Annotated in this window: 14 protein-coding genes; 4 read left to right on the forward strand and 10 right to left on the reverse strand. The window is 60.6% G+C overall.

The annotated features are described in order from the left end of the window. Positions 1–504: 504 nt before the first annotated feature. On the forward strand, positions 505–762 hold the full coding sequence (locus AD665_RS14000; RefSeq protein WP_024777448.1) for a hypothetical protein: 258 nt from the start codon (positions 505–507) through the stop codon (positions 760–762). Positions 763–826: 64 nt separating this feature from the next. Here AD665_RS14000 and AD665_RS14005 read toward each other — a convergent pair whose 3' ends face one another. The 9 genes from AD665_RS14005 to AD665_RS14045 all read right to left on the reverse strand — a co-directional run bounded on the left by AD665_RS14005 (position 827) and on the right by AD665_RS14045 (position 13,446). Further along, a complete protein-coding gene (locus tag AD665_RS14005) occupies positions 827–1,807 on the reverse strand; it encodes a peptide ABC transporter ATP-binding protein (protein WP_024777449.1) in 981 nt (326 codons plus the stop codon). Beyond that, positions 1,807–2,775 carry an ABC transporter ATP-binding protein gene (locus AD665_RS14010; RefSeq protein ID WP_053192503.1) on the reverse strand — a complete coding sequence of 323 codons (969 nt, stop codon included), beginning with the start codon at positions 2,773–2,775 and terminating at the stop codon, positions 1,807–1,809. Before AD665_RS14010 ends, AD665_RS14005 begins: the two co-directional genes overlap by 1 nt. Before the next feature lie 10 nt (positions 2,776–2,785). Next, positions 2,786–3,697, reverse strand: coding sequence for an ABC transporter permease subunit (locus AD665_RS14015; protein WP_024777451.1), 912 nt, complete (start codon positions 3,695–3,697; stop codon positions 2,786–2,788). Between the two features lie 10 nt (positions 3,698–3,707). Beyond that, entirely contained in the window at positions 3,708–4,718 is a 1,011-nt protein-coding gene (locus AD665_RS14020) for an ABC transporter permease subunit (protein WP_024777452.1), read from the reverse strand. Between the two features lie 75 nt (positions 4,719–4,793). Beyond that, positions 4,794–6,389, reverse strand: coding sequence for an ABC transporter substrate-binding protein (locus tag AD665_RS14025; protein WP_024777453.1), 1,596 nt, complete (start codon positions 6,387–6,389; stop codon positions 4,794–4,796). A 76-nt stretch (positions 6,390–6,465) separates the two neighbouring features. After that, positions 6,466–7,887, reverse strand: coding sequence for an OprD family porin (locus AD665_RS14030; RefSeq protein WP_024777454.1), 1,422 nt, complete (start codon positions 7,885–7,887; stop codon positions 6,466–6,468). A 170-nt stretch (positions 7,888–8,057) separates the two neighbouring features. Then, on the reverse strand, positions 8,058–9,662 hold the full coding sequence (locus tag AD665_RS14035; RefSeq protein WP_053192505.1) for an ABC transporter substrate-binding protein: 1,605 nt from the start codon (positions 9,660–9,662) through the stop codon (positions 8,058–8,060). A 301-nt stretch (positions 9,663–9,963) separates the two neighbouring features. Next, complete coding sequence (locus AD665_RS14040) at positions 9,964–11,589, reverse strand: ABC transporter substrate-binding protein (protein WP_053192507.1); 1,626 nt, start codon at positions 11,587–11,589, stop codon at positions 9,964–9,966. Positions 11,590–11,844: 255 nt separating this feature from the next. Further along, complete coding sequence (locus AD665_RS14045; RefSeq protein ID WP_053192508.1) at positions 11,845–13,446, reverse strand: ABC transporter substrate-binding protein; 1,602 nt, start codon at positions 13,444–13,446, stop codon at positions 11,845–11,847. Between the two features lie 475 nt (positions 13,447–13,921). On the opposite strand from AD665_RS14045, the gene AD665_RS14050 reads away from it, so the two are divergent. Then, the gene (locus AD665_RS14050) at positions 13,922–14,308 is read left to right on the forward strand and encodes a DUF6124 family protein (RefSeq protein ID WP_024777457.1); all 387 of its coding nucleotides are present in this window, start codon (positions 13,922–13,924) and stop codon (positions 14,306–14,308) included. A gap of 192 nt (positions 14,309–14,500) precedes the next feature. Here AD665_RS14050 and AD665_RS14055 read toward each other — a convergent pair whose 3' ends face one another. Next, positions 14,501–15,217 (reverse strand): SIMPL domain-containing protein, encoded by a 717-nt coding sequence (locus tag AD665_RS14055; RefSeq protein ID WP_053192510.1) that lies wholly within the window; start codon positions 15,215–15,217, stop codon positions 14,501–14,503. Between the two features lie 248 nt (positions 15,218–15,465). Here AD665_RS14055 and AD665_RS14060 point away from each other — a divergent pair, with 248 nt between their 5' ends. Then, positions 15,466–16,728, forward strand: a complete 1,263-nt coding sequence (locus AD665_RS14060; RefSeq protein WP_024777459.1) for an ATP-binding protein — start codon at positions 15,466–15,468, stop codon at positions 16,726–16,728. After that, positions 16,721–17,281 (forward strand): response regulator transcription factor, encoded by a 561-nt coding sequence (locus AD665_RS14065; RefSeq protein ID WP_003177957.1) that lies wholly within the window; start codon positions 16,721–16,723, stop codon positions 17,279–17,281. Before AD665_RS14060 ends, AD665_RS14065 begins: the two co-directional genes overlap by 8 nt. The last annotated feature ends 51 nt before the right edge of the window (positions 17,282–17,332 follow it).

The raw sequence follows: 17,332 nt of genomic DNA on the forward strand, positions 1-17,332 counted from the left end.
ACGACGCCAAACCCTGTGGGAGCGAGCCTGCTCGCGATGGCGGTGGCCCATTTGGCATTGCGATGGCGGTGGCCCATTTGGCATTGATCTTGGCTGACAGGTCGCTATCGCGAGCAGGCTCGCTCCCACAGTGGAACTGCTGATAGAGGATATTTGTGTATCTTGGCTGACAGGTCGCTATCGCGAGCAGGCTCGCTCCCACAGTGGAACTGCTGATAGAGGATATTTGTGTACGACGCCAAACCCTGTGGGAGCGAGCCTGCTCGCGATGGCGGCAGCTCATTCGGCATTGAGTTGGCAGACAGACCGCCATCGCGAGCAAGCTCGGCTCCCACGGCGGGATGATTATGACAATTTTGAATAAGGTCTATTCGAAAGCGGTCTGTCCCCAAGCGGCATTTCTGCCCCTGATTCTGCGTCCTAGTCTTACGAGCCAGCCTGTTCGGGATTAGATTTCCTGAACGCCGTGGGGTCCCGGCTTTATTCAGGAAAGAGGAATCGGCTATGAACAGGTTTCTACGCGTGATGTTGTTGCTGAAGGTGTTGGTGATGTTGTCCCTGGGGTCCGGCGCTGTGTGGGCCGAGTGCGTGGATCATGAGCAACATGCCTCGAGCGGGCAGGGGGGACAGGGAGCAATGATGTTTGCTGCGGCCGACACCCAATCGGGGGATCAGGACGATGATGACTCGACGATCGACCAGCCCGACACCGACGATGGGGATGAGGGCGACGAAAGTGACGAAGGCGACAGTCAGACGTAATTTCTCGGCCGAGTAGAACACCGTGGCGAGGGAGCAAGCACCCTCTCCACGGTTTCAGCGGGTGTTACGCTGCGCCGTCAAGGAATTGCTCGGCGTAGTGGCATGCCACCAACCGATTATCCAATGGACGCAAGGCCGGCTCTTCGGTCTTGCAACGCTCGGTGGCATACGGACAGCGCTTGTGGAAGGCGCAGCCTGACGGCGGGTTGAGCGGGTTGGGCAGTTCGCCGACGATCTTGATCTTCGGCTTGTTCGGGTCCGGATGGATCGTCGGTGTAGCCGACAGCAGCGCCTGGGTGTACGGATGCAACGGGCGGCTGTAGATCGACTCGTTGGGGCCCATCTCCACTGGACGGCCGAGGTACATCACCATCACGTCGTCAGCGACGTGTTGCACCACCGCCAGGTTGTGGGAAATGAACACGTAGGCGGTATTGAACTCTTGCTGCAGATCCATGAACAGGTTCAGCACCTGGGCCTGGATCGACACGTCCAGCGCCGAGGTCGGTTCGTCCGCCACCAGCACCTTGGGTTGCAGCATCATGGCACGGGCCAGGGCGATGCGCTGGCGCTGGCCGCCGGAGAACATGTGCGGGTAGCGCTGATAATGTTCGGGGCGCAAGCCCACCTGCTTCATCATCGCCTGCACCTTCTCCCGCCGCTCGGTGGCCGACAGGCTGGTGTTGATCAGCAACGGCTCGGCCAGTTGATCGCCGATCTTTTGCCGCGGGTTGAGGGACGCGTAAGGGCTCTGGAACACCATCTGCACGTCTTTGCGTAACTGCTTGCGTTCGGCCTTGTTGGCGCCGGCCACTTCCTGTCCGGCGATTTTCAATGAGCCGGAGGACGGCTCTTCGATCAGGGTCAGGGCCCGGGCGAGGGTGGATTTGCCGCAACCGGATTCACCCACCACGGCCAGGGTCTTGCCGGCCTCGAGTTCGAACGACACGCCGTTGAGGGCGCGCACGGTGGCGTGGCCCTTGAACATGCCACGGGACACTTCGTAATGACGGGTCAGGTCACGGGCGGTAAGTACGACGGCCATCACGCCACCTCCTGGTTCAACGGGTAGAAGCAGCGGGCGAGGCTGTTGGTTTTCGGGTCAAGGGCAGGGCGCTGTTGACGGCAGTTGTCCTGCACGTAGGGGCAGCGTGGCGACAGCAGGCAGCCTTGCGGACGGTCATAGCGACCGGGAACGATGCCCGGCAACGTCGCCAGACGGTCGGCGCCCATGCTGTGTTCCGGAATCGCCGCCAGCAATGCCTCGCTGTACGGGTGGGCCGGAATGTCGAACAGCTCCGGCACCTTACCCACTTCCACGGCTTGACCGGCGTACATTACGCAGACGCGCTGGGCGGTTTCCGCGACGACGGCGAGGTCGTGGGTGATCAACACCAGGCCCATGTTCTGCTCTTTCTGCAAGGTCAGCAGCAGGTCCATGATCTGCGCCTGGATGGTCACGTCCAGGGCGGTGGTCGGTTCGTCGGCGATCAACAGCTTCGGCTCGCCGGCAATGGCCATGGCAATCGCCACACGCTGGCTCATGCCGCCGGACAGCTGATGAGGGTAGGCCTCCATGCGGCTGGCAGCGCCGGGGATCTCGACTTTTTCCAGCAATTCGATGGCGCGCTTGCGGGCGGCCTTGCCGGACATTTTCAGGTGCAGGCGCAACACTTCTTCGATCTGGAACCCCACGGTGTAGCTGGGGTTGAGCGCGGTCATCGGATCCTGGAAGACCATCGCCAGGTCCTTGCCGACGATCTGCCGGCGCTGGCGGGCGCTCAGCTTGAGCATGTTCTTGCCGTCGAAGTTCAGCGCATCGGCGGTGACGATGCCAGGGTGCTCGATCAGGCCCATCAGCGCCATCATGGTCACGGATTTACCCGAGCCCGATTCGCCAACGATGGCCAATACTTCGCCTTTATCCACGCTCAGGTCCAGGCCATCGACCACGGGAACGGCGTTGGCGTCGCCGAAGCGGACGTTGAGATTCTTGATTTCTAGCAGTGACATGGGAATCTCCTCAGGCGGCATTCTTGAGTTTCGGGTCCAGCGCGTCGCGCAGGCCGTCGCCCATCAGGTTGATTGCCAGCACGCTGAGCAAAATGGTCAGACCGGGCAGGCTAACGACCCACCAGGCGCGTTCGATGTAGTCCCGGGCCGAGGCCAGCATGGTGCCCCACTCCGGAGTCGGCGGCTGGACGCCCAGGCCGAGGAAGCCCAGGGCGGCGGCGTCGAGGATGGCCGAGGAAAAGCTCAGGGTCGCCTGCACGATCAGTGGTGCCATGCAATTGGGCAGCACGGTGATGAACATCAGGCGCGGCAGGCCGGCACCGGCCAGGCGGGCGGCGGTCACGTAGTCGCGGTTCAGTTCGCCCATGACGGCGGCGCGGGTCAGGCGCACGTAGGACGGCAGCGACACGATGGCAATGGCGATTACGGTGTTGATCAGGCCAGGGCCGAGAATGGCGACGATCGCCACGGCCAGCAGCAGCGAAGGCAGGGCCAGCATGATGTCCATCAGGCGCATGATGGTCGGGCCGAGGATGCGCGGGAAGAACCCGGCGAACAGGCCCAGCAGAATGCCCGGGATCAGCGACATCACCACCGACGACAAGCCGATCAGCAACGACAGGCGTGAACCCTGGATCAGCCGTGACAGCAGGTCGCGGCCCAGTTCGTCGGTGCCGAGCAGGAATTGCAGTTGCCCGCCTTCGAGCCAGACCGGTGGCGTCAGCAGGAAATCGCGATACTGCTCGCTCGGATCATGAGGGGCGACCCATGGGGCGAAGATCGCGCAGAACACCACCAGGATCATGAACATCAGCCCGGCCACGGCACCCTTGTTACGGGAAAATGCCTGCCAGAATTCTTTGTACGGGGACGGATACAGCAGGCTTTGATCGACTGCTACCGAAGGAGTTGGAGTACTCATGGATTTGATCTCAGCGCTGATGACGGATGCGTGGGTTGGCAAAGCCGTAGAGGATGTCCACGACGAAGTTGACCAGAATCACCAGGCAGGCGATTAACAGGATGCCGTTCTGCACCACGGGGTAGTCCCGGGCTCCGATGGCTTCGATCAGCCACTTGCCGATGCCCGGCCAGGAGAAGATCGTTTCGGTCAGGACCGCACCGGCCAGCAGCGTGCCGACCTGCAGGCCGACCACGGTCAGTACCGGGATCAGTGCGTTGCGCAGGCCGTGGACGAACACCACGCGCGCCGGCGACAGGCCCTTGGCCCGGGCGGTGCGGATGTAGTCTTCGCGCAGCACTTCGAGCATCGAGGAGCGGGTCATGCGGGCGATCACCGCCAGCGGAATGGTGCCCAGCACGATGGCCGGCAGGATCAGGTGATGCAGTGCGTCGAGGAACGCGCCCGGCTCATCGGCGAGCAAGGTGTCGATCAGCATGAAGCCGGTTTTCGGCTCTATGTCGTAGAGCAGGTCGATGCGTCCCGATACCGGTGTCCAACCCAGGGACACCGAGAAGAACATGATCAGGATCAGGCCCCACCAGAAGATCGGCATCGAATACCCCGCCAGGGAGATGCCCATCACCCCATGGTCGAACAGGGATCCTCGCTTGAGTGCCGCGATCACCCCGGCCAGCAGGCCCAGGATACCGGCGAACAACAGGGCGGCCATGGACAGTTCCAGGGTCGCGGGAAACAGGGAGCTGAACTCGGTCCAGACGCTTTCGCGGGTGCGTAGCGATTCGCCGAGATCACCGTGGGCCAGTTTGCCGATGTAGTCCAGGTATTGGGCATACAGCGGTTTGTTCAGGCCAAGGCGTTCCATTGCCTGAGCATGCATTTCGGGATCGACCCGACGTTCGCCCATCATCACTTCCACGGGGTCGCCGGGGATCATGCGAATCAACGCGAAGGTCAGCAAGGTGATGCCGAAGAACGTGGGGATCAGTAATCCCAGTCGGCGGGCAATAAAACTAAACATCTTCAGGTGTACCTCATCAGCCGGTTAGGCATGTCCGGCACCCCTTTGATCAGGGGATACCGGACGCTTTCTTATCTACTTCACCTGGGTGGTGGCGAAGTTGTTGGTGGTGAGCGGGCTAATGGAGTAGCCCTCTACGTTCTTGCGCATTGCCGTGAACATCCGGGTGTGGGCCATACTGATCCACGGTTGGTCCTGGTTGAAAATCACCTGGGCCTGTTCATAGAGCTTGATCCGCTCTTCAGGGTTCACGGAGGCGCGGGCCTGGTCGATCAGCGCCTGGAATTTCTCGTTGCACCAGCGGGCGTAGTTTTCGCCGTTCTTCGCAGCCTCGCAACTGAGCATAGGCGTCAGGAAATTATCCGGGTCGCCGTTATCGCCCGCCCATCCGGCGGACACCATGTCGTGCTCGCCGTTCTTCGCGCGCTTGAGCATTTCGCCCCATTCCATGACGCGGATGTCGACCTTGATCCCGATCTTCGCCAGGTCGGCCTGCATCATCTGCGCGCCGAGCATCGGGTTGGGGTTGGTCGGGCCGCCGCCGTTGCGGGTGAACAGGGTGAACACGGTGCCTTCCGGCACGCCGGCTTCCTTGAGCAACTGGCGGGCCTTGTCCAGGTCACGGGGCGGGTTCTTCAACTCGTGATTGAAACCCAGCAGTGTCGGCGGGTAGGGGTTGACCGCCACGCTGGCGTTGCCCTTGCCGAACAGCGCGTTGACGTAGGCTTCCTTGTCGAAGGCGATGTCGATGGCTTTGCGCACCCGCACGTCGCTCATGTACTTGTGTTGGGTGTTCATGGCGACGTAGGACACAGTCATGGCGTCCAGTTCATCGACTTTCAGGTTGGGGTCTTTCTTGATGCTCGGAATGTCGTCGGGCTTGGGGTACAGCGCGACCTGACACTCATTGGCCTTGAGCTTCTGCAGGCGCACATTGTTGTCGGTGGCGATGGCCAGTATCAGTGCATCGGCCGGCGGCTTGCCGCGGAAGTAATCCGGGTTGGCCTTGAAGCGAACCTGGGCGTCCTTGTTGTAGCGCTGGAAGATGAACGGCCCGGTGCCGACCGGCTTGCTGTTGAGGTCGCCGGTCTTGTTGGCCTTGAGCAACTGGTCGGCGTATTCGGCCGGGTAGATCGAGGAGAAGGCCATGGCGATGTCGGCCAGGAATGGCGCTTCACGGCGGGTCAGGGTGAACTTGACCGTATGCTCGTCGACTTTCTCGACGCTTTTCAACAGCTCTTTGAAACCCATGCTTTCAAAGTAGGGGAAGCCCACGCTCGACAGTTTGTGCCACGGATGATTCGGGTCCAGCTGGCGCTGGAAGCTCCAGACCACATCGTCGGCGTTCATGTCACGGGTTGGCTTGAAGTATTCGGTGGTGTGGAACTTGACGCCTTTGCGCAGGTGGAAGGTGTACGTCAGGCCATCGTCGCTGATGTCCCAGGATTCGGCCAGGGCCGGAATCACTTCGGTGGTGCCAGGCTTGAAATCGGCCAGGCGATTGAAAATGGTTTCCGCCACGGCGTCGGCAGTGACTGCAGTCGTGTACTGGACCATGTCGAAGCCTTCCGGGCTGGCTTCTGTACAAACCACCAAGGGTTTGGCCGTGGCGCCAACGGCGACACTCAGCAGCGCAGCGGCGAGGGCTGCGCGTAGGGGGATCATGTTCATCGTCATATCCTCTGCAATCGGTGAAACGGCAAAAGCCGGACGGCCGACCTCGTGAGTCGACCGTCCGGCGCAGGGTTTACAGAATGTTGAACGGGATGGTGGTGACCAGGCGGAACTCATTGATGTTGCCGTCGGCCTGATGTTCGCTGGCGCGGTGGGTCGTGTAGGTGGCACGAATCGCGGTGGCCTTGAGCGGGCCGCTCTGCACGGCATAAGACGCGCCGACGCCGTATTCGTAGTGACTTTCACCGTCCATCAGGCTCAGGTCGCCGCGCTGGGCACCTGGGTCGGTATAGGCCGTGCCCTTGTAATGAGTACCGTCAATACCCCAGCCGCGTGCTTGGTAGATATTGAACTTCAGACCTGGCACGCCGTACTCGGCCATGTTGATGCCATAGGCAATCTGGAACGACTTCTCATTCGGGCTGTTGAAGTCCGACAGCAGGGAGTTGGCCAGGTAGATGCCGTTGGTTTCGTGCAGGTAGTCGAAGTATTCGTCACCGTTCACTTCCTGATAGGAGAACGTCAGGCTGTGGGCTTGGTGCGTAAGACCGAACGACAGGGAGTAGGTATCGTTGTCGATATCCCCCATCAGCTTTTTGCCTTCATCGACGGTCTTGTAGTAGTTCAGGCTTGTGGTCAGGCTCACTACCTGGCTGTCACCCAACTCGTGGGTGGCGCCGAAGTAGTACTGGTTCCAGAAGTCTTCGACATTGGCCCCATACAGGCTGGTTTTGAGGCTCTTGAACGGCTGGTAGTTCACCCCCCCCATGTAGACCTTATCGGTTTCCACGCCGGTGGCGGAATATTCGCTGCGGAATTTCGACAGGCTCTGTTCGGTTCGTGGCGAAACACGGTCGAATCCGGCGACATCGAATGACAGGTTGTTGAATTCTTCGCTGTGCAGGCTGATGCCTTCAAAGCTGGAAGGCAATGGACGGTTACCGATAACGTCGACAATAGGCGTGCTGAAGTTCTGGCGGCCGGCGGTCAACGTGGTGTTCGATACACGGAACTTGACGTTGGCCAGACCCAGTTTGCTCCACTGGTCTACGGCATCGCCGTTGGAGTCTGCCAGGGTACGGTTCGAACCACCGGCAATGTGCTTGCGATCACGGTCCAGCACGATTGCGTTGTAGGCGGCCACTTCCGTGCTGACACCTACGGTACCTTGGGTAAAGCCGGAGGTGTAGTTGACGATGGTGCCCTGCACCCAGTTGATGCGACGGGAAATCGGGGTCCGGGGCACGGAAGGATCATTTTTGACGCTGTTTGGCTTGTAGCTGAACCGGTCGTCCCGGCGACGCAACTCATTGGCGTACCAGTTGCGGGTCGTACCGCTCAGGCTTTGCCCATCAATGAAACCTTTAGCTTCGCTTTGGGCGCTGCTGCCAGCCAGAGTGGTAGGTACGAACTCCTGACTTACAGATTCAGCGTAGGCGCTGGCCGTAACGCTGCTGATGGCCAGGGCCAGTAACGCGGTGCTGCTCAATTTCATGGGTAACGCTCCTTTTTCTTTCTTAATTAACGCCGGTCTTTTTTGGTGATACGGCTATCGGTTTTGCTGCTGAATACAGTTCGCAAACGTTTGCAGAAGGCCTGATCGGCGAATTACGGCAAGACGTCTGCGTAAGGCCCCCAAGGGGGCCTCGCTGTAGGACTAATCGGTTATGGGTTCAGGCTGACGCCCGAGAACACGTTGCGACCGAAGGGGCTGACCTTGAATCCTTCGACTTTGGCGCTCAGCGGCTGGTTGACCGTCGAGTGGGCAACAGGGGTGATCGGCACTTGCTGCTTGAGCAACTGCTGGGCCTGTTTGTAGAGCACGGTGCGCTGGTCGCGGTCGGTGACGACCTTGGCCTGTTTGATCAGCTTGTCGTAATCCTGGTCGCACCACATGGAGTAGTTGTTGCCGCCAATGGCGTCACAGCTGTACAGCGTGCCCAGCCAGTTGTCCGGGTCACCGTTGTCGCCGGTCCAGCCGATCAGGCTGATGTCGTGCTCACCGTTCTTGGTGCGCTTGATGTACTCGCCCCATTCGTAGCTGACGATCTTCACCTTCAAGCCGATCTTCGCCCAGTCGGCCTGGAGCATCTCGGCCATCAGCTTGGCATTGGGGTTATACGGGCGTTGCACGGGCATGGCCCATAGGGTGATTTCGGTGCCTTCCTTGACCCCAGCGGCCTTGAGCAACTCCTTGGCTTTTTCCGGGTTGTAGGCGGCGTCCTTGATCGTGTCGTCGTAGGACCACTGGGTCGGTGGCATGGCGTTGACCGCCAATTGCCCTGCGCCCTGGTACACGGCGTTGAGGATGGCCTGCTTGTTCACCGCCATGTCCAACGCGCGGCGCACTTCGACCTGGTCGAACGGCTTGTGGCGAGTGTTATAAGCGATGTAGCCAAGGTTGAAACCGGGCTTTTCGATCAACTGCAGCTTGGGATCGTTCTTCAAGGCCGGCACATCGGCCGGACGTGGATGCAGGGTGACCTGGCATTCGTTGGCCTTGAGCTTCTGCACCCGCACCGAGGCGTCGGTGTTGATCGAGAAGATCAGGTTCTTCAGCTTGACCCGTTCCGGCGCCCAATAGTGCGGGTTGGCGACGTAACGGATATTGGAATCTTTCTGGTAGCTCTTGAACTCGAACGGGCCGGTGCCGATGGGCTTCTGGTTGATGTCGCTCGGCTTGCCATTCTTGAGCAACTGCTCGGCGTACTCGGCCGAGAGGATCGCGGCGAAGCTCATGGCGATGTTCTGGATGAAGGCTGCATCGACACTGTTGAGCGTCATGACCACGGTCAGCGGTCCGGTCTTCTCCACCTTGGCGATGTTCTTGTTCAGGCTCATGCCATTGAAGTAGGGGAATTCGGTGGGGTAGGCCTTGCGAAATGGATGCTGCGGGTCAAGCATGCGGTTGAAGGTGAACAGCACGTCGTCGGCGTTGAAGTCCCGGGTCGGCTTGAAGTAGTCGGTGCTATGGAATTTCACGCCTTCGCGCAGGTGGAACGTGTATTTCAGGCCGTCTTCGGAAATATCCCAACTCGTCGCAAGGCCCGGTACGACATTGGTCGCGCCCTTTTCAAACTCGGCCAGGCGGTTGTACAGCGGCTCGGCGGCATCGTTGTCGGTGGCGGTGGTGTATTGCGCCGTGTCGAAACCGGCGGGGCTGCCTTCGGAGCAGAACACCAGGCTACCGCCGGCGGCGGCCTGGGCCACGGATGTCGCGGCCAGCAGGCCGGTACTCAGCAATGTAGATAAAACCAGGGTATGGCGCATGACGCTCCCTCTTTTGTTCGGGGTGTTTGACAGTGAACCGGCGTCCATCCGGGGACAGGTCCGGGGCACTGAGCTCATTCCATTGCATACAGCGATGCCGCAGGGTCGGCAGGTCTGCCGGGTCCCAACGGTAGGAGCCGTGGGTCTGGCAGTAAATGCGTAACGCCTGAAAGACTTGTGAGAAAGGGCGGTACGTCCTCAACCAGCTGCCGCGCTGCGCAGATGTTTTGGACTTAGGCGATTTCCTGGGTCTTGGCAGATAAAACAACGGCGCCGTCAGGAGACGCCGCCGTTGAACACCTTATTTGCTGACGCTGACACCGTAGAAGGAGTTCAAGCCGAATGGGCTGATCTTGAAGTCCTGCACATTGGTGCGCATGGGTTGGAACACCGTCGAGTGAGCGATAGGTGTCATCGGCACGGCATCCTTGAGGATGTGTTGCGCCTGCTTGTACAGCTCGGTGCGCTTGGACTGGTCCGAAGTGCGCTTGGCCTGCTTGACGATGTCGTCGAACTTCTTGTCGCACCACTTGGAGAAGTTGTTGCCCTGCAGCGAGTCGCAACCGAACAGCACGTTGAGCCAGTTGTCCGGGTCACCGTTATCGCCGCTCCAGCCGATCAGCATCGCGCCGTTCTCGCCGCCCTTGGAACGCTTGATGTACTCGCCCCACTCGTAGGTGACGATCTTGGCCTTGATGCCGATCTTGGCCCAGTCGGACTGCAGCATTTCAGCCATCAGCTTGGCGTTGGGGTTGTACGGACGCTGCACCGGCATCGCCCACAGGGTGATTTCGGTACCTTCCTTGATGCCCGCTTCCTTGAGCAACTGCTTGGCTTTCTCAGGATTGTACGGCGCATCCTTGATGGTGGTGTCATAGGACCACTGGGTCGGCGGCATGGCGTTGACCGCCAGTTGGCCGGCGCCCTGGTATACCGAGTCGATGATCTGCTGCTTGTTGACAGCCATGTCCAGTGCCTGACGCACTTTCAACTGGGCCATCGGGTTGGGCTGGTCGCTGCCCTTGATCTTGTCCATCACGTTGTAGGCGATGTAGCCCAGGTTGAAGCCTGGCTGGTCCGGCATCTTCAGGTTCTTGTCTTCACGGATGGCCTGCAAGTCGGCAGGGCGCGGGAAGAGGGTGATCTGGCATTCGTTCTTCTTCAGCTTCTGGATACGCACCGACGGGTCGGTGGTGATGGCGAAGATCAGGTTGTCGATCTTCACGTCTTCCGGAAGCCAGTAGTCCTTGTTGCCGGTGAAGCGGATGTTCGAGTCTTTCTGGTAGCTCTTGAACACGAACGGACCGGTGCCGATCGGCTTCTGGTTGATATCGGAAGGCTTGCCTTCCTTGAGCAACTGGGCGGCGTATTCGGCGGACTGGATGGACGCGAAGTGCATCGCCATGTTCTGGATGAACGCGGCATCGACAGCGTTGAGGGTGAACTTGACGGTCTTGTCGTCGAGCTTCTCGACCTTGGCGATGTTGGTGTCCATGCCCATGTCGGTGAAGTACGGGAATTCGGTCGGGTACGCCTTACGGAACGGATCGTCCTTGTTGATCATGCGGTTGAATGTGAACAGCACGTCGTCGGCGTTGAAGGTACGGGTCGGCTTGAAGTACGGGGTCGTATGGAACTTGACACCATCGCGCAGATGGAAGGTGTAGGTGAGACCGTCTTCGGAAATGTCCCACTTGGTCGCCAGGCCCGGGATCACGGCGGTGCCGCCACGCTCGAACTGGGTCAGACGGTTGAAGATGGTCTCGGCTGAGGCGTCGAAGTCGGTTCCGGTGGTGTATTGACCCGGGTCGAAGCCAGCCGGGCTGCCTTCGGAGCAGAACACCAGGTTAGTCGCAGCGGAGGCGAAGGGTGCGCTGGCTAATAAGCTTGCGCCGACTAAAAACGGAATGACCGCGTGTTTAAGCATGTTGGCCTCATGATTTGTTGTCATTTTTGGATTTGAGGGCGACCTCGTGAGTCGTCCTGCGGATACTTATGCAGGCCCCATACCCAATGCAAGATCCAGAGCGGTTCCAAATCTGAAACAGTGGCACGAACGTACCTTAATGTCGCATCTGTGTAAGTTCTGACGCAGTTGATCGTTTGCGCCGGCTTTTTTGGTGCAAACGATGCTTTGAATCGGTGCGCGTCGGAGGTGTCGCGCACCGGGTTGGGGCGGGTTTTACTGCTGCAAACCCACGCCGTAGAAGGGGGTAAGGCCAAACGGGCTGAGTTTGAAATCCACGACTTTCTTGTTTATTGGCTGGAACACCGTGGAGTTGGCAATCGGCGTAATCGGCACCTGTTGCTTGAGAATCCGTTGCGCCTGCCGGTACAGATCGATTCTCTGCTGGCGGTCGGTCGAGACCTTGGCTTGCTGGATCAGCTTGTCGTAGGCTGGGTCGCACCACTTCGCGTAGTTGCTGCCTTTGACCGCCGCGCAACTGTAGAGCACGCCAAGCCAGTTGTCGGGGTCGCCGTTGTCGCCGGTCCAGCCGTAGATCATCGCGTCGTGCTCGCCATTCTTGGCGCGCTTGATGTACTCCCCCCACTCATAGCTGACGATGTTGGCCTTGATGCCGATTTTCGCCCAGTCCTGCTGGATCATTTGCGCCGACATCCGCGCGTTGGGGTTGGAGGCGCGTTGCACCGTCATTGCCCATAAATTGATGGTGGTACCTGGCGCCACCCCGGCTTCCTTGAGTAGCGCCTTGGCCTTGGTCACGTCGTGGGGCGCATCCTTGATGGCCGGGTCGAATGACCACTGGGCCGGTGGCAGGGCGTTCTGGGCCAGTTGTCCGGCGCTCTGGTACACCGCTTTGATGATCGCCGGTTTATCGATGGCCATGTCCAGCGCCTGGCGGACCTTGAGCTGGTCCAGGGGCGGGTGCGTGACGTTGTAGGCGAGGAAACCCAGGTTGAAGCCGGGTTGCCTGAGCACCTGCAGGTTGGGGTCCTTTTCCATTACCTCGATGTCGGCCGGACGCGGGTAGCCGCTGACCTGGCATTCGTTGCGCTTGAGCTTTTGCAGGCGCACGGCGGCGTCGGGGGTGATGGAAAAGATCAGGTTATCGATTCTCACGTCCTCGGGTTTCCAGTAGGCCGTGTTGGCGGCGTAGCGGATCTGCGAGTCCTTCTGGTAACGCTTGAACACGAACGGGCCGGTGCCGACGGGTTTCTGATTGAGATCGCCGGCCTTGCCTTCCTTCAACAACTGCGCCGCGTATTCGGCGGACTGCACGGAGGCGAAACTCATCGCCAGGTTCTGCACGAACGCGGCGTCGACGTTGTTCAGGTTGAAGCGCACGGTGTGCTCGTCGACTTTTTCGACGTTCTTGATCGTGGTGTTCAGGCCCATGTCGGTGAAGTAGGGCGACTCGGTCGGGTAGGCCTGGCGGAACGGCTGTTGCGGATCGAGCAGGCGCTGGAAGGTGAACACCACGTCGTCGGCGTTGAAGTCGCGGGTGGGGGTGAAATAGTCGGTGGTGTGGAACTTCACACCGCCGCGCAGATGGAAGGTGTAGACCAGGCCATCGGCGGAGACGTCCCAGCTCGTCGCCAACCCCGGTTCGACTTCGGTGCCGCCGCGCTTGAACTGGGTGAGGCGATTGAAGACGGTTTCGGCCGAGGCGTCGAAGTCGGTGCCACTGGTGTACTGGCTGGGGTCGAACCCAGCGGGGCTGGCTTCGGAGCAGTAGACCAGGGTAGTGGCGGCCTGGGCCAGCGGGGCGCAGCCGATCAGGGCGAGGGTGAGCAGCAATGGTTGGAAAGTGGTTCTGTCCATGAAATCCCTTGGGGCGTGGTGACGGTTTTCATGGAGAGTAGCTGTGTAGTGGGGATGGTTGGAAATATCCAAAAGTGAGGGGGACCCCTGGCTTTGGGCATAGCCGCAGGTTGGATGCTGTCCTGTGGCGAGGGAGCTCGCTCCCGCTGGGCTGCGAAGCGGCCCCAAAAGCAGCGACGCTGCCTGTCTGACACGCCGAGGTGTCAGCTTCGGGTCTGCTTCGCAGCCCAGCGGGAGCAAGCTCCCTCGCCACGGTGTTGCGGTAGGGCTGGAGGCAGCGCGAATCATTCAGGTGCATCGGAAGGATCTTCTGGACCGAAGGGAAATTTTAGGGTTGCCCCTCGGAAGTGGGCTCCCTAACCTTTTGCCTGTCGCTGCGAACCAGTGACCAGGAGTGGAAACCTGAAATTAGTAGGTCGTAAGCCTCACGACCATAACGGCAAGTGATGGCTCCAATTTCATCGGGAGCATGCACATGAATGAAGGAAAGGCCGAACCAAACTTCAATAGAACCCATCCGCTATCAGACTTCGACGCCGTCGAAGATTTACTCAAGGACCGCGCCGCCGCCGAGCGTGCCTTGGGCCACTACCTCAAACCCAAGTCGCCAGAGCCACCCACCGATCCGCGCATCGACAGCCTGTTCTCCGTGACCGCCAAAGCGGACGCCGACACGCTATTGACCAGCACCTGCGAAACCCTGGCCTCGGTAAAGGCCATGGCCGAGGATCTGGCCTTCGAGGTGGATGGCACGCGCCGTAGTGTGGCGCTGGGGATTCATCAGTTGGTGGAGTTGTGTCAGTTGCTGGTGGACAAGGCGCTGGATCAGCTTGAAGTGCCGGCCAGTTCGGTCGAGGTGTAGCACGGACGGCCCTTGTGGCGAGGGAGCTTGCTCCCGCTGGGCTGCGAAGCAGCCCCAAAAGCAGCCACTCAGTTCATCTGACACACCGAGGTGTCAGGTTCGGGGTCTGCTGCGCAGCCCAGCGGGAGCAAGCTCCCTCGCCACAAGGACAGGGTTCAGCCAGTAGAGAAAACTGGCTGAGTACTCCTTACATCACTGCATCAACACCTCAATCGCCCCATCCGCCGTCATGCTCACCTTGCTGGTGCCCGCTTCCACTTCAGGTGTGACGGACTCGGCATCCATGGCCCCGGCCTTCATCATCATCGGTGCGCGCAGGTAGGGCTGCGGATAACCGTTGGTGTTGAGGTTCAGGTTGACGATTTTGTAGCCCTTGCCACCCAGGGCTTCGGTGGCCAGTTGGGCGCGGGCCTTGAAGGCGTTGACGGCGTCCTTGAGCAGGGCGTCTTCGCTGCTCTGGCGGGTGGCGGTGGAGATGGCGAAGTCCATGCCGCCCATTTTCATGTCGGTCAACAGTTCGCCAGTGAGTTTGGACAGGGCGGCGAAGTCGGCGCTTTCCAGGCGTAGTTCGGCGCGTTCGCGCCAGCCGGTGATTTTCTGGCCCTTGCTGTCGTAGATCGGATAGCTGTTGCGGCTGCCCTGGCGCAGGGTGATGTCCTTGACCTGCTTGGCCTGGCCGATGGCTTTGTTCAGCCTGGTGCTGACGGCGGCGGCGAGTTTGGCCGGGTCGGTGTTTTGTTCTTCGGTGTAGAGCGTGACGATCATCAGGTCACGGGCCACTTCCTGGCTGGCTTCGGCGCGCAGGGAAATCTGGTTGTAGTGCAGTTCATCGGCGGCCAGGGCCGGCAGGCTGGCGACGGTGCCGAGGCTGAGGGCGAGGAGGGCGGCGGGGCGACTGAACGTGTGCATGAAAGCTCCTTGGGATGATGTGCAGGGGTAAGGTCCGGGCCTGCGTGAACGATAAGACTCTAGCGTTTGTGGTGTGGTTCGCCCAGTTACAACTTCTATACAGATGCATGAGGCCAATGAAGATCCCCTCGCCACAAGGTGATAGGCAGCGTTCAGAGGCTGTGGCGCTTTGCCGCATAGCTGCCTCTGCAACCCGCGCCTTGGTTATACTCCGTGCGATTCGCCTGGAGCACTCATCAGGAGAGCTCATGCTCGCCCCTTTGCAAATGACTTCCGCCTCACGCCAGAATCTCTGGCGGCTGACGTTCATCCGTATCCTGGTCCTTGCGGCCCAGGCCGGGTCCGTGGGGCTCGCCTATTGGTTCCAGCTGTTGCCGCTGCCCTGGCTGCAACTGGCGATTACCCTGGTGTGCGCCTCGGTGTTGTGTGCGCTGACGGCCATTCGGCTGCGCGCCTCGTGGCCGGTGACGGAGCTGGAGTACGCGGTGCAACTGGCCTGCGACTTGTTTATCCACAGTGCTTTGCTGTATTTCTCTGGCGGTTCGACCAACCCTTTCGTGTCTTATTACCTGGTGCCGCTGACCATTGCCGCAGTGACATTGCCGTGGCGTTATTCGCTGATTCTTTCCGGTATCGCCCTGGCGCTGTACACCCTGTTGCTGGCGCGGTTCTATCCCCTGGAAACTTTCCCGATCGCCCGGGAAAACTTGCAGATCTACGGTATGTGGCTGAGTTTCGCCCTGGCCGCGGCGGTCATCACGTTTTTCGCCGCGCGCATGGCCGAGGAGCTTCGTCGCCAGGAGGAGCTGCGGGCGATCCGTCGTGAAGAAGGCCTGCGGGACGAACAACTGCTGGCCGTGGCTACCCAGGCCGCCGGCGCCGCCCATGAGCTGGGCACACCGCTGGCGACCATGAGCGTGCTGCTCAAGGAGATGCAACAGGATCATCCCGACCCGCTGTTGCAGGACGACCTCAGTGTGCTGCAGGATCAGGTCAAGCTCTGCAAGGAGACCCTGCAATACCTGGTGCGCGCCGCCGAGGCCAACCGCCGGCTGGCGATCGACATGCAGGACGTCACCGACTGGCTCGACGAAGCCCTCAATCGCTGGCACCTGATGCGCCCGGAGGCCAGTTATCGCTTTCGGTGCCTGGGCTACGGCCCCGTGCCGCGCATGGCGCCGCCACCGGACTTGACCCAGGCGTTGCTGAACCTGTTGAACAACGCTGCCGATGCCTGCCCCGAAGGCATGGAGGTGGCGCTGGACTGGAATGCCTACGAATTGATCATCAGCATTCGCGACCACGGTGCCGGTGTGCCGCTGGCCATCGCCGAGCAGATCGGCAAGCCGTTCTATACCACCAAGGGCAAAGGCCTGGGCCTGGGCCTGTTTTTGAGCAAGGCGAGCGTGACACGCGCTGGCGGCTCGGTGAAACTCTACCCCCATGAGAGCGGCGGTACGCTCACCGAGCTGCGCCTGCCCCATGCCGACCGAGGAGACGAACATGAGTGACGAGATCCAAGTCGATGGCGAAGAACTGCCGCACCTGTTGCTGGTGGATGATGACGCCACGTTTACCCGCGTCATGGCCCGGGCGATGTCCCGTCGCGGTTTTCGCGTGAGCACCGCCGGCTCCGCCGAGGAGGGCCTGACCATCGCCCAGGCCGACCTGCCGGACTATGCTGCCCTGGACCTGAAGATGGACGGCGACTCGGGCCTGGTGCTGCTGCCCAAGCTGTTGGAGCTGGACCCGGAGATGCGTGTGGTGATCCTCACCGGTTATTCGAGCATCGCCACGGCGGTCGAAGCCATCAAGCGCGGCGCCTGCAATTACCTGTGCAAACCGGCGGATGCCGATGACGTGCTGGCCGCGCTGCTGTCCGAGCACGCCGACCTCGACACCCTGGTACCGGAAAACCCCATGTCGGTGGATCGCCTGCAATGGGAGCACATCCAGCGGGTGCTGACCGAACATGAGGGCAACATTTCCGCCACCGCCCGCGCACTGGGCATGCACCGGCGCACCTTGCAGCGCAAATTGCAGAAGCGGCCCGTGCGTCGCTGAACCTGTGCTGAACGGATGTGGTCCACCCCCTCGCGGCACATCGGGCCGTTG

The sequence above is a fragment of the Pseudomonas corrugata genome (assembly GCF_001269905.1).
In the GTDB taxonomy this organism is placed as follows: Bacteria; Pseudomonadota; Gammaproteobacteria; order Pseudomonadales; family Pseudomonadaceae; genus Aquipseudomonas; species Aquipseudomonas corrugata.